This window comes from Motiliproteus coralliicola, assembly GCF_003345655.1.
Taxonomy (GTDB): Bacteria; Pseudomonadota; Gammaproteobacteria; order Pseudomonadales; family Balneatricaceae; genus Motiliproteus; species Motiliproteus coralliicola.
The window spans coordinates 783,618-797,063 of the sequence record NZ_QQOH01000001.1; the positions used below are offsets into that span (position 1 = coordinate 783,618).

At 54.6% G+C, this 13,446-nt stretch carries 8 protein-coding genes; 1 reads left to right on the top strand and 7 read right to left on the bottom strand.

Annotation, left to right across the window (positions count from 1 at the left end; genetic code table 11):
* Positions 1-51: 51 nt before the first annotated feature.
* A complete protein-coding gene (locus tag DV711_RS03485) occupies positions 52-1,284 on the bottom strand; it encodes an aminotransferase class III-fold pyridoxal phosphate-dependent enzyme (RefSeq protein ID WP_114694249.1) in 1,233 nt (410 codons plus the stop codon).
* Positions 1,285-1,481: 197 nt separating this feature from the next.
* On the opposite strand from DV711_RS03485, the gene DV711_RS03490 reads away from it, so the two are divergent.
* Positions 1,482-2,432, top strand: coding sequence for an AraC family transcriptional regulator (locus DV711_RS03490; RefSeq protein WP_165839989.1), 951 nt, complete (start codon positions 1,482-1,484; stop codon positions 2,430-2,432).
* Between the two features lie 130 nt (positions 2,433-2,562).
* On the opposite strand, the gene DV711_RS03495 is transcribed toward DV711_RS03490, so the two are convergent.
* From DV711_RS03495 to DV711_RS03520, 6 genes are all read right to left on the bottom strand, one after another.
* A complete protein-coding gene (locus DV711_RS03495) occupies positions 2,563-4,542 on the bottom strand; it encodes a methyl-accepting chemotaxis protein (RefSeq protein ID WP_165839990.1) in 1,980 nt (659 codons plus the stop codon).
* A gap of 210 nt (positions 4,543-4,752) precedes the next feature.
* Positions 4,753-6,399, bottom strand: coding sequence for a fatty acid--CoA ligase (locus DV711_RS03500; RefSeq protein WP_207802522.1), 1,647 nt, complete (start codon positions 6,397-6,399; stop codon positions 4,753-4,755).
* A 146-nt stretch (positions 6,400-6,545) separates the two neighbouring features.
* Complete coding sequence (locus DV711_RS03505) at positions 6,546-8,993, bottom strand: efflux RND transporter permease subunit (RefSeq protein ID WP_114694253.1); 2,448 nt, start codon at positions 8,991-8,993, stop codon at positions 6,546-6,548.
* A gap of 8 nt (positions 8,994-9,001) precedes the next feature.
* Positions 9,002-10,027: a WD40/YVTN/BNR-like repeat-containing protein gene (locus DV711_RS03510; protein ID WP_165839991.1), complete on the bottom strand. Its 1,026-nt coding sequence runs from the start codon at positions 10,025-10,027 to the stop codon at positions 9,002-9,004.
* A gap of 91 nt (positions 10,028-10,118) precedes the next feature.
* Positions 10,119-11,477 carry a DUF1329 domain-containing protein gene (locus DV711_RS03515; protein WP_165839992.1) on the bottom strand — a complete coding sequence of 453 codons (1,359 nt, stop codon included), beginning with the start codon at positions 11,475-11,477 and terminating at the stop codon, positions 10,119-10,121.
* A 29-nt stretch (positions 11,478-11,506) separates the two neighbouring features.
* Entirely contained in the window at positions 11,507-13,180 is a 1,674-nt protein-coding gene (locus tag DV711_RS03520; protein WP_114694256.1) for a DUF1302 domain-containing protein, read from the bottom strand.
* Positions 13,181-13,446 lie beyond the last annotated feature (266 nt).

The following is a 13,446-nucleotide window of genomic DNA, read 5'->3' on the forward strand; positions in this document are numbered from 1 at the left end:
AGGCTGGCGGCTGCAGTCGCTGGGCCGCCAGCCCAGAAAGCTGAAAAGAGATTAGCCGTCGCCGAACTGGGCTTTCAGTGCCTTGAAAGCACCGTCCAAACGATCCAGCGCATCGACAATATCCTTGTCGTGTTCTGCACAGATAAACATGTTGTGGACGGGGTGGAGATAGACACCGTTTTTGACCGCCTCATTGCAGAAGAAACCGCCTTTGAGGTATTCCGGATCATCTTCAAACAGGAACAGCGGCATCTGCACCGGGCCGGATTGATCGAGCTTGAATCCGTAACCGTTGGCCAAGTCTGCCAAACCCGCCCGGAACTGGTTACCGGCCGTTTCCATTCGCTCGATCGCGTTTTCTTCTTCAATCGCCTCCATGGTGGCCAAGGACGCAGCGAAAGCTGCAGACGAGAACCAGTATGAGCCGGTAAAGAAGCATTCAGCGGCACCGCTGCGGAAACGATCATTGCCGGTGACTGCCGATAGCGCGTAACCATTACCCAGGGTTTTGCCCATCGCACAGAGATCGGGGAGAACCCCCAGGGTTTGCCAGGTACTCCCCAGGGAGAAACGCCAGGAGCAGCGCACATCATCCAGAATCAAGGCGGCCCCTTTGTCATTACAGAGCTGACGAGCCTTTTGAGCGAACTCCTGTGTGACCAGCTGCTGAGGAACGAAGACTTCGTGCAGATTGGGCGTGACGATGATAGCGGCCAGGTCATCACCAGCCTTGGCAACGGCCTGCTCCAGGCTGTCGCAGTCGTTGTATTTGAAGGTAATAATGTCGGCACGGGCGTTATCGGTGATGCCGACTTTGGACCAGCTCGACCAGGGATCGGTGCCGTGATAGGTCCCTTCGGCCATTAGAATCGTGTTGCGACCGGTCTGAGCTCGCGCCACCATCAGACAGATATTGGTTGCGTCAGAGCCGTTCTTACACAGCAGGCTCCAATTGGCATGATCACCCTTCTCTACCAGCTTTTCGGCCAGTTCAAGCATCAATGGTGAAGGACCGGTGGTGCAGTCTCCCTGCTCTAGCTGGCGGCGAACCGCCGCTTCAACTTTGGGGTGTTTGTATCCTAGGATGTTGGGACCGTAGGCGCACAGGAAATCGATATATTCGTAGCCATCGACGCCCCAGATTCGACCACCTTCTGCCTTGGCTATAAATTGGGGGTAATTATCCGGCAGCGGCGTGGTACTCATGTGGCCATACATCCCGGCTGGAAATACCTTCTGCGCCCGCTCACGCAATGCCAAATCTTTATCCAAGCGATAGCTCATCGTCGATACCTCGTAGGGTGTTTATTGTTTTTACCTACTAATCACTCTACCGATTCAGCACCAGCCACTCTTGACCTTCACTGTCCGATAATTGACACTTTCAGACACAATAAAAATCACGGATGCTGTGTATGCCGGATAACAATCTGCAAGCGACAAAGAGTGGAATCCCTGTTAATTGGCTATTTAAATCATTGATGGATAAAGGAATCGATCTACAGGAGATTCGTGAATCGCTGCAACTGAATGAAGCCGAAATCAACCCGTCGACAAGAATTCTTCCGACGTTAACCTATAACCGGATCTTTGAATGGGCAGCAGCACGTACTCAAGATCCAGACCTGGGCATCCATATCGCCGAGAAGGTCGAACCCAATCAGTTCGGGATGCTGGGATATTTGGCCAGTAACGCCCCGACGGTTGGGGATCTGTGTGATATCGTCGAACGCTACCAACGGGTTTTCACGCCTGACTTCAGCCACACCTTTACGTCGACCGAGGGGGTATGCCAATGCCTCTACGAAGAGGCATTGTTGGCCAATATTGACAGCCGCCAAGACACCGATTTCAGCTTTGGCATTCTGATCACTACGATACGCTTGGCCGCCGGAGAATCCTGGTGTCCCCTTCGATGCGACTTCACCTACCCGAAACCGGAGAAACTCGATAATTTGCAACGGCTGTTCGGCTCCGATCTTCACTTCGAACAACCCGCCAACAAGATCTATTTTTCGGATGAGGTACTGTCGCTGACGATGCCTTCAGGTGATGCCAATCTGTTGGCCATTTTGATGCAACAGGCCAACCAATTACTTGATCAGCTAAGCAGCAAGGATCTGATTCGCCACGTTAAATTTCTGATCACCACCGGCATTGGTGATGACTCCTCAAGCGCCGAAAATATCGCCAAACATCTGAATATGTCAGTGCGGACGCTGAATCGGCAGCTAAAGGAAAGGAACATTAATTTCCGTGAGTTACGCAACGGAGTGGTGATCAATGTGGCAAAGGATGCCCTGATCAACACCGATTCCAGTATTACCGATATCGCCTTGATGCTCGGCTATTCCGAAACCAGTGCTTTCGATCGTTTCTTTAAACGACTGACCGGACAAACCCCTTTGCAATACAGAAAATCAGCGCTGTAGTCCGACGACTGATCCACTCACTGACTTCGCAAGTCTGAGTCAATCCCATCGCCGTTGGTGAATCGTGAGAATCCGGCAATTAAATGCCCGGGTTCTTTCGGCATGATCCTCGTGCTTAACCTGGCCAGGATCAGACTTTGAAACTAGATACCGCGGCTGCCAGGCGACCGCTCTGTTGCTGCATCTGCTGGCAGGCCTGTTCTGTTTCCTTGGCCCCTTCCGCGGTCTGATTACCCAGCGTACTGATGGCGGCTATTTTCTGATCGACCTCGCCGGCTACAGCGGTCTGCTGTTCAGCGGCACTCGCAATCTGCAGGCTGCCCTCAAGAATGAGCCCCATCGCGGCAGTAACCTCGTCCAAGGCCAACTTCAGTTCGGCGGACTGGTTAACGGTCTGGGACACGCTACGCTGGCTGGTCTGCATCGCTGCAACGGCATCATTGATGCCGGCCTGAAGTCGGGAGATGATCTCCTCGATATCCTGGGTCGAATCCTGGGTTCTTTGGGCCAGGGTTCTCACCTCATCGGCCACCACCGCAAAACCTCGCCCCTGCTCGCCGGCACGGGCAGCTTCTATGGCTGCGTTCAGCGCCAACAGATTGGTCTGTTCCGCAATGGTCTTAATCACGTCGAGCACGCGACTAATGTTGTCACTATCACCGGCCAGCCTGTCTATGACGTGGGTTGAATCACCGATATCCTGGGAGAGCTGATTGATCTCCGCAAGGGTGTGCTGAACGATCTCTTGACCACGATTCACCTGTTTATTGACCAGGCCTGCCTGATCCGACCCCTGTTGGGCGCCACGTGCTACCTCTTGGACACTGGCGACCATTTGACCCATCGCCGTCGCTACCTCTTCGGTACCACTGCGTTGAAGCTCCACCGACTGGGAACTTTGCCCGGCGATCACGGCCACCGCCCCGGCCTGATCGGTAACCAGCTCAGTGGTGGTACCAACTTCGCCAATCAGGTCATGAATTCGTTCTATCATCAGGTTAAATTCGCGCCCCAACTGGCCCAGTTCATCACGGCTATCGAGGACAACCTTGGTGGTCAGATCGCCACGGGAAACCAGCCGTGCAGAAGCAAGAATGGTATGAATACTCTGGCGTACTTGAACAATGAAGCCCGCCATTAGATAACTGGAGACCAGCAACACCAGCAGCACGCCTGCCAGTAAAATCCCGAACTCAGCCTGTTGCTGCTGTTCTCGCTCAACCAGCTTGTCGTTGACTCGGTCCAAACTGGCCTCGATAAGCGCAAATGCCGACTGATTGATCCCCGACACAGCATCAAAGAACGTTTCCCACTCGCCCTCGATAGACTCGGCCAGCAACACTTCATCTTCCAGCAGCAAGCCACTACGCTCAAATTGCTGGTGCAGTTCCCGGGTCTGCTGCTGTAGGAATTCCGACTCCCCGTCAAGCAAAGGTCTCGTGGCTGCCTGAATCCGCTGTTTGTCTTTGTCCAGGGTGTCGATCAAACGGTCGAGTATCATTTCCAGCGTTGAGTTCATTGCTCCCTGTCGGATCGTATAGGTACCAAAGCTGCGCAGTTGCCCCTGGCCCGCCAGCAAGGGTTCCATCTCGTCGAGGACCAGTTTCATCAGGGTATGGTTAGCAGGATCACGGTCTCGCGATAAACCAGCATCGTCACTGACCTGCCTGACCAGATTCCAGCTCTCGCGTACCAGCTTGTCGCTCCACTGGAAGCGTGACCGTTGGTCACTTATCGATGCACTTAACTTACGATTTAATAAGCTAAACAACTGCGAGCGTATCTGCCCGGATTTTGCTTCCAGCTCAAACTGGTCCATGGTCTTTACCGCTAACGTAAACTGTTTGACGGCATTACTAAAACGATCGGATGAGACCTCATCGACGGCTGAGGTATCCCGATTAAGCGCGACCTGCAAGTCGCGATAATCTATCGCGCTTTGCGTCACCAACAGGGCCTGGCGCAGCTGCTGCAATCCTTCAATTTCCTGCGCTGTTCGGCGTTGTTCCGTCAGGGTCCGATCCAGGTGCAGGTAGGTCAAGACCAACAGCGGGAGCAGGTAGATCACACTGACCAGCAGGAACTTACTCAGGTACGAACGGCGGTTCATTAACCCGATCACGGGTAACAAAAGATAATTCCACATCAGTAAGGCCTTTCTATTGGTTATTGTTTTTGTAGGGTTGATCGGTCTTTAAACCTGGTGGGGGCGTGATACAGGTGTTACCGGCTGGCCATCTGAACTCTGCAACCAGCCGGTATGGTTTTAACAAGGGTTATTGCGGCGAAGGCGCATAATCAACAACCCTCCTCCGTCAGTTCACGCAGGCAGCGCCATGCTGCGGATTTTCTTTTTGTCGACTTTGCCGACGCTGGTGGTGGGAAGTTGATCGACAACGTCGACCTGCTCAGGAATCCACCATTTGTTGATGCGTCCGGAATTGACATGCTGCATCAGGTGCTCTCGGATCAGCTCTTTGCTGAACGCGGTACCGGGGGTTGCCAGCACCACGGTGGCGACCGGGCGCTCACCCCACTCGTCGTCGGGCACACCGATAACAGCCACATCGGCGATATAGGGCGATTCACAGATCAAGGTTTCCAGCTCCAAAGAACTGACCCACTCACCGCCGGTCTTGATCACATCCTTGATGCGGTCTTTGATCTCCAGGAACCCATCCGGGCTGATCACACCGATGTCGCCGGTGTGCAGCCAGCCCCCCAGCCAGAGCTCCTCGCTTTTCTCCGGTTCCTTGAAGTACCCCTGGGTTAACCAGGGCGCGCGCACGACAATCTCTCCCATGCTCTCTCCATCGTGAGGAAGAAACTGACCGTCGCTTGCCTGGATTCTGAGATCTACCATGCCGGCAGGCGTCCCTGCCATGGTGCGATAGCGGACCTGTTCGGCTCCTTCCATGTTGAGAATCTCAGCGTTCAGCATTGATAGACTCATGATCGGACAGGTTTCAGACATGCCGTAGCCGGTGAAGATGTTAATCCCCTCGCTCATTGCCTGCAGCGCCAGGGTTGGCGTCAATGCACTCCCCCCGATACAGACTTTCCAGCCATCGAAGCGCACCCCTTGGGCCTTGGCTGCGGCCAGGACCATCTGCAGAATGGTCGGTACACAGTGGGATATCGTGACCCTATTGGCGCGAATCAGCTCCAGGATTTTTTGCGGCTCATACCGGCCCGGATAGACCTGTTTGACGCCCAGCATCGTGGCAACGTAGGGAATGCCCCAGGCATGAACATGAAACATCGGTGTCAACGGCATATAGACCGAATCCACATTGATCACCGCCTCACCCGACGCGCTGGCCAGGGTGCCCACGGCCTGCAAGGTATGCAGCACCAACTGACGATGTGAGAAATAGACCCCTTTGGGGTTTCCGGTGGTACCGGTGGTATAGAACGTGGTCGCTATCGAATTTTCATCAAAATCCGGAAACTCGTAGCCGTCATGCATTGAGCCCATCAATTGTTCATATTCGCCGCTAATCGGCAGTGAGGTATCGACCGGGCCGTTCTCCGCCAACAGCACGTAACTCTCAACGGTCTTCAACAGCGACTGGGTGGTTTCAACCAAGGGCAGGAAATCTTCATGAACCATGACCAGCTTGTCCTCGGCATGGTTCATCGTGTAGGCAATCTGCTCGGGAGACAGACGGACATTGACGTGGTGCAGCACCGCACCGATCATGGGAACGGCGAAATAAGCTTCCAGATAGCGATGGCTATCCCAGTCCATCACGGCAACCGTATCACCAGCTTTAACCCCCAGGCCGGTCAGCAGGTTCGCCAGTTTGCACACCCGCTTTTGGAACCCTTGATAGTCGTACTGGTCTTGGCCGCGGTAATTGATTCTGTGCTGCTGTAAATGGCGCTGACTCGACATCAAGATGTTTTTAATCAGCAAAGGGTAGGCATACGCCGATGAGGCGGGTGGAATCTGTTTCGTTTGCATAATTCATCCTTACTCGTCCGTTCGATCAGCCCAGGGCGTCTCTACCCCAAGCGATTCATAGAGATTGCTTGCTAGAGTCGAAAACTCGTTGATTTCTGTTTGTGCAGCAGGGGGATGATGACTCCCCCGCTCCATCGACAGGTTCTTTAGCCGGCCAAGGTTTTGGTATGCCCGGTTGCAGGGGGTTCTGTTGCCGCGATCTGTGCGTCCGCCAACACGGGTTTATCGCCATCCTGATCAGCGCTACTGGGAGCGCCTGCGGTCTGACTGGCTTGTCGCAGTAACAGGCCAGCCAATGCGGGTAGCAGCGTCAACGCACCGATCATGTTCAGCAGGAACATAAAGGTCAGCAGCACGCCCATATCCGCTTGGAACTTGATGGGTGAGAAGATCCAGGTAGCCACACCCACTGCCAGCGTCATGCCGGTAAAGGAAACCGCCTTGCCTGTGGTTTTCAGAGTTTCCAGATAAGCGATTCGCATCGAATGGCCCAGCTTCAGGTAGGAATCCAAGCGGCTGTAGATGTAGATACCGTAATCCACCCCGATACCGACGCCTAACGCGATCACCGGCAGGGTCGCCACTTTGATGCCGATACCGAGCTGCGCCATCAGCGCTTGGCACAGCAGTGATGTCAGTGCCAGCGGCACCAGGATGCAGATCACCGCGCGGAAGGAGCGGAACATCAGCAAACACATCAGCGCAACCACCGAGTAGACGTAGATAAGAATCTGATTCTGCGCCTTCTCGATCACTTCGTTGGTTGCCGCCTCATAGGCGGCGTTGCCATCTCCCAGTCGGAACCAGACGTCCGCGTCGTCGTGCTCCGCGGCGAATTGGTGCACGGTGTCAGTCACTGCCAGCAGGGTTGACTGTTTATGATCAGCCAGCTCGATATGTAAGCGCTGTTGATTGCACTGCCCACCATCATCGGTAGTGACAATGCCGATCTTACTCATCGCCCGCGTCAATACGCGTTCATCACGGGGCAGAGCCATCAGGCGCAAGTTGCCTTCGTTGCCTAGATAACGGTTAATCTTGGCCGTCACAGCAGGCGAGCTGACCGATTGAACGCCCGGGGTGTTTTGCAGCGCCCAACCCAGACGATCAACCAGATCGACCACTTTGTAAGATTCGCAGGCCTCGTCAGGCGTACCAGCGAAAATTGTTATCAAATCCGTACTGACCGAAAAGTTGTCGGTGATGAAGTTGTTATCCAGGTTATAACGGGAATCCGCTCGCAGCTCTGGCGCCCCCTTGTCCAGGTCCCCGATCTTCAAATCCTGGCTTAGATAGACGCCGCCCGCGATCAGCAGGGCCACCACCACCAAGGTGCGGCGTGCGATGTTCGGATCGGCAAATAGGGCCAGTCCTTCCCACAGCGACGAACGCTCCTCCAGCTTGTATTGGGCATGGTCAATACAGCCTTGGGTCACACCGACATAGGACATCACGATCGGAAGCAACAGCAGGTTGGAGATAATGACCAGGGCCACGCCGACACTGGCCACCATGGCCAGATCCTTAATGGCACCGATATCGATAACGAACAGCGTCGCGAAGCCGATACCGTCGCTCAGCAAGGCTAACAGGCCGGCGCGATGCAACAGATGGAAGGTGACCTTCGCGGCGGCAATTCGTGAGCGCCCCTTAGCCGCCTCATGGGCAACCCCGTTGATCACCTGCACGCCATGACTCACGGCGATAGCAAACACCAGGAACGGCACCAGCACGGAAAACACACCCAAGCCGTAGCCCAGCAGGTTGAGAATACCCAGCTGCCAGACCACTGCGACCAGCGAGCAGCCCAGCGGCACCAGTGTCGACTTAAGACAACGGGAGTATTTAAACAGCAGTACCAGGGTGATCAGTGCAGCGGCTAAGAAGAACAGCGCAATCTGCTCGAAACCATCTACCAGATCCGCAACTTTCTTCACGTCTCCGATAATATGGATCTGCAGGTCATCACTTTGGTATTTGCTCCGCACCCGTTCCAATTCATCGGCAAAAGCATTGTAATCCAGCGCCTGTCGCGTTCGTGGGTTTGCCGGCAGCACTTGAAAATCGATAATTGAGGCCGTGAAGTCGTTTGATACGTAACTGCCGACGATGCCTGCCCGGAGCGTGTTAACGCGGATCTGAGCTCTCGACTCGGGCGTGTCGGCGAACTGGCTGTTATCGATTACCGGGCCGCTCGAATAGCCCTCGGGTGTAATCGCAAACCACAGCATGCTTGGTGACCAAAGAGATTTGAGCCCTGCGGTATCAACCCCATCAAGCAGCGAGATCTCATCGCTGATCTGTTGCAGGGTGTTGAGATACTGGTAATCGAAAACCGAACCTGTTTTGCTGGCTACCGCGACACGGATAAAGCTGCCCCCGGTCGAGCGATCTTCGCGCATAAACTCTCTACCGGTTAGTACGTATTCATGGGTGGCGGGTATCAACCGTTCAAGCCGGGTATCCGGTTCAACAAAAGCCGCCCGATAACCCAGAAACAGGGTGATAAACACGCTCAGTAACAGGATCAACCCGCGGTAGTGGAATATCGCCTGGGTTAACCGGGAAAACTCGTAGTGGTAAAGCCGCGTCATAGGGACCTCTAAGGCAGGAATTCTTGAATTGACAGGGATTGCACACCGCCCAATCCCACCAGCGTGGCCCGGTTATTCTCGGTAAGGGAGACGGCACTCAACGGCAAACCGTTCTCAATGAGATGCTGCTTGACCTGGGTAAGCTCCGAGTTAAGCAGCAAAATCAGCCCATCGGCACCGACAATTAACGCCGAACCGTCAGCCAGCCAGGTCGCCCCCGCCAAGCCTGTTTCGGTGCCAGTGTTTACGCGTTTCCACTGCTCGCCCCCATCGACGGAGGTATAGAGCACCCCTCCCACACCAAACAGCACCACGCGATCAAGACCGTCTTCGCCCGGGCGTGCCAATATGCCGTGGAACGAACCACCATGATCGGTCTGAATCGGTGCAAAGCTTTCGCCGCCATCGACGGAACGGAACAGCAGCCCCATCTCTGAAGCGATATACCAATGCCCCTCTTGTCCTGCGGCTATCGCGAACAGGTGCCACTCGTCGAGATTGTCGATATGCGCTTCCCAGGACAGCCAATTCTGTCCACCATCCCGGCTGTGAAGTAACTTGTTAAAGACCCCGATGGCAAAGCCTTCACTTTGACTGTTGAAATGGATATCCAACAAAGGCCCTTTCTGGTCAGCATCTCTTCCGTCACTGACGAGCGACCAGCTAAGCCCTCCGTCGCGGGTTTGCAGCAATACCTGGTCCTCACCGACCGCCCAGCCGGTGTTTTCATCCGAAAAAGCGATGGCATTGAGATGAGATCGGGTTGGGACTTCTGCCTGCCTCCAGCTCAGCCCCTGATCATCAGAAAAAAGAATATGACCGCGTTCGCCGACAGCGATAAGACGGCCGGATCGGTTCACAATATCTAGCAGCAAGGATTGGGAAGCAGCCGCAGAGAACTGGGCAGGTAGATCGATGGGATCACGGTAGGTCCTGGCTTCGGCGGTACCGAGCAAAACCAATACGCCGAGAGCGACCCATAACATTCCTTGTAAGCCAGAAAATTGGGTTAATAGATCCACGGGTTTGTACATGGGAATACCTGAAAACTGAATCACGAGAGAGGTTGCTAAGGGGTGAGAGGCTGCTGTACCGGAAGGGGGACGGACAGCAGCCCAAGCGGGGTTATCGACCGCGGCGACGAAGGCCGGCCGGTGAGAAGTAGGCATCGCCCGGAGCCTTACCGTTAAACTCAAACCCTTTGCCGCCGGCAACCAGGTTCATCACGTAATAACCGTTCTTCTTCAGGTCCGCACTTGCGAAGAAACCGACGCCGGTCAAGGGGATTTCAGAGGCCACCACCGGATAGTTGAACCCGACCCGCCATAGGTTTCCGTTGCCATCGTAGCGATCGGAAGCGATGACATTCCAGGTATCCTCATCAAGATACTTCACCCGCTTTTGATAGAGGTGACGCTGCCCCTCTTTTACAGTTGCCTCAACGACCCAGACCCGATGCAGTTCATACCGAATCAACTCTGCATTGATGTAGTCGTTGTGAGTAACATCTTCCAAACGGTTGTTCGGCGAGTTAAGGCGATTGTTGTTGTAAGGAATGTAGATCTCTTTCTTGCCGATCAATTTCCAGTCATAACGTTCGGGCGATCCCAGATACAGGAATAGATCGTCATAGACATTCAGCGCCCGATCCGGGGTATCAAAAGCCAGGTTCGGCGCACGGCGGACACGACGCTCACCAGGATCATAAGTCCAGGCTTTACGCGGATTTCTCGCCAGGTCGGTATGGTCAAGTACCAGGTACCCCTCGCCTGAATCCCGTGACGGCTTATGCACCGTCACCACCCCTTTTTGCAGGATCCCGTCAGCACGATCTGCTTCGCTGACGCTTAGGTCGTAATAGGGATTGACGGCCTGAATGCTAGAGAACCAATCCTGGCGGTCACCGCTATTGAATACCTGGTTTTCATTGATCTCCGCTTTGTAGGACATCCCTTGATAGCGAGCCAAATGATTCCAGATCACCTCAAGGCCGTTTTGCGGTATAGGAAATGGAATACCTGCCCAAGCACCGGTCAGGGTGCGTCCTTCGTTAGAAAGCTGTGCCGTTAGCGCATTATTGGCGGTTTCCCGATACACCGCTTCAGGGAAGGCCGCGGTACGACGACTGGGGTAAACGTTCATTTTGAACGTCTCGGGATAAGCCTGCAGCAGCGCCTTGGTGCCTTCAGTCAGCTTGTCAGCGTAATCAGCCATGTTGGCGGCGGTGATGGTAAACAGCACCTCATCATCCGCATGGGGGTTGGGTCGATCGTTATTAGCGTTGGGCCAACCGGGCAGCGCGTCTGTGATTCCACCGTCCCAACTTGGAATGGTACCGTCGGCATTTCCTGCGCGTTCAGCCCCCATCGGGGTCAGTTGAGTTTGCAACCGCCCTGCTTCCTCGGCGGATACGGCGGCCAATACACTACCTGAACCCGTCATCACCACAGAGAGAGCCAGGCTCAACATTGTTTTCTTATTCATGGTCATACCTCTTCGTTTGAGCAACGAACTCAGAACTTGTAATTGACGGAGAAATTGATCGAGTCGAGATCCTCATAGTCCGACTCTTCATGATCGACGTAGATGTAACCCAGCGAGGCTTCCCACTCCGAGCCAATATCCGCTGTCAACGTGGTCGCAACCTGCGTCCGACCCTCGGCAAAGTTGCCGTAGAAATGCGAGATACCGTTGATATCGTGTTGTACGAAAACGCTAAGCGTCAGATCGGTCGCCGGACGAACCGCCTGCCAGGTACCTTCCCACTGCACCGCCACGCCATAGGCGGTCGAATCGGCGGTCTTGGTGGTTGCTAGGTTGTGGTTGTTTTTATCGCGAGAGACCGAGTTATGAGGGGTCAGATTGCTGGTATCACCACCGATATGATCCACACCGAACTGGGCGATCACCTGCTGCGAATCGATACCGGCAAAGCCGCCGCGTCCGAGCCAGATGGCGTTAACCGACGCACTGAGGGTGTCGTGCTCTTCGATCGACTGGCTGCCGGCCGCCGCCCCGAAAGCGCCAACCCCGGCATTCAGGTTCATCAATGGACGGTCAGGACGGAAGGCAATCTCACCCGCTACCGCAATTCCCGCGAGGGTGGTGGCGAAGCTGGCACCCAACATATCCAGGTCTTCGGGCCAGATATGCCGCGCGCAAAGCGCCGATGTGAAGGAGCAAACCGCGCCACCCGATGCCCCAAACGCCGTAGCATCGAAGGTGGACTCGGCAAAAGCGAAGGTTTCATGGTAGCGGCTGTAATAGAGACCGACCTCGGTGTCGCCCAGGACAGTTCTTCCGGAGACACCCCACTGGCCACTGTCACTGGCCTCATCATCGCCGTCGCGATAAGACACATCGCCAGGCAAGCCCAACGCAGCGCCGGAACCTTGAATCTTTTCGGAACCGCCACGGTAAAGCGGGTCAACACCGTAAAAGGTGCCCTGAGGCGGCATCTCGGCGCGGTTCCATTCGGTTTGGATATAGGCCTCGATCGAGCTCTCGTCGCCCACCCCCAGTTGTGCATAGAACGCGTTATTGCCGATGTAGGCATGCTTGAGTTCAGAACCCGGCGTAGTCAGCTTGTTGACATTAAGCGGCACCTGAACACCGATACCATCCAGGAAAAACAGGCCTTCACCCCAGTTGATGACCTGCTTGCCGACCCGGACTTCCAGCGGGTTATCAGCCAACTCAAAAGAGCCGTAAACATAAGCGTCGAGCAGATCCAGCGTATTACCAGCGTGATCCTCAGCCGCATCGCTCCAATCGTTACTGCCACCACCGACACCACCAAACGTGGTTGTCGATAACGGATCGATCGAATCACCGCTCATTATTTCGGTGTCATGTTGGTAAACAGCTGATGCATTCAGGCCATAATTTCTCCAGTCCAATCCCAGCTCGAAGGCGGCACTGAACACTTGAGAAATTCGATCGCCTTTGTCGGGAACCCGGAGTTCAGAAAGATCGTTTTGGCCCAACCCGACAATATCTGGATCTCGGTCTTGAGCACGGAAGGATGTTGCATACCCCAAAGTGACATCGAGCTGCCCTGACCAGTCGCTTTCAGGATCAAAATTGAGATCGATAGCCTGCGCTTGACCGGAAGTCAGCAGAGAAACCGAGGCACTGGCTACGGCAACAGCCAGTGGATGACGCACACAGCGTGGAGGCAAAAACATATTTTATCCTCTTGTTCTTATTTTGGCCTTTACTCACTCTACCCAGCCCCAGTTACTGGGGCTTGACCATTACCGTCCGTTAATTGACATTTTCAGCCACAGGCGTGCGACGATGGAGGCGCTCAATGCTTCCAATGAAGAGCTGAGTAACAGCTCAGGAATAGTCAGTGATTCGATTGCTAAACGCGTCAATAGAAGAAAAACGGGGAATAAGAAGGTCAAAAAGACAACAGCGAACGCAGAGGGAATTGCAGTCGTTTCGTGGT

Coding starts and splice junctions, on each gene's coding strand:
- DV711_RS03485 (WP_114694249.1), bottom strand. CDS start 1,284: ATGAGCTATCGCTTGGATAAAGATTTGGCATTGCGTGAGCGGGCGCAG.
- DV711_RS03490 (WP_165839989.1), top strand. CDS start 1,482: ATGGATAAAGGAATCGATCTACAGGAGATTCGTGAATCGCTGCAACTG.
- DV711_RS03495 (WP_165839990.1), bottom strand. CDS start 4,542: ATGAACCGCCGTTCGTACCTGAGTAAGTTCCTGCTGGTCAGTGTGATC.
- DV711_RS03500 (WP_207802522.1), bottom strand. CDS start 6,399: ATGCAAACGAAACAGATTCCACCCGCCTCATCGGCGTATGCCTACCCT.
- DV711_RS03505 (WP_114694253.1), bottom strand. CDS start 8,993: ATGACGCGGCTTTACCACTACGAGTTTTCCCGGTTAACCCAGGCGATA.
- DV711_RS03510 (WP_165839991.1), bottom strand. CDS start 10,027: ATGTACAAACCCGTGGATCTATTAACCCAATTTTCTGGCTTACAAGGA.
- DV711_RS03515 (WP_165839992.1), bottom strand. CDS start 11,477: ATGAATAAGAAAACAATGTTGAGCCTGGCTCTCTCTGTGGTGATGACG.
- DV711_RS03520 (WP_114694256.1), bottom strand. CDS start 13,180: ATGTTTTTGCCTCCACGCTGTGTGCGTCATCCACTGGCTGTTGCCGTA.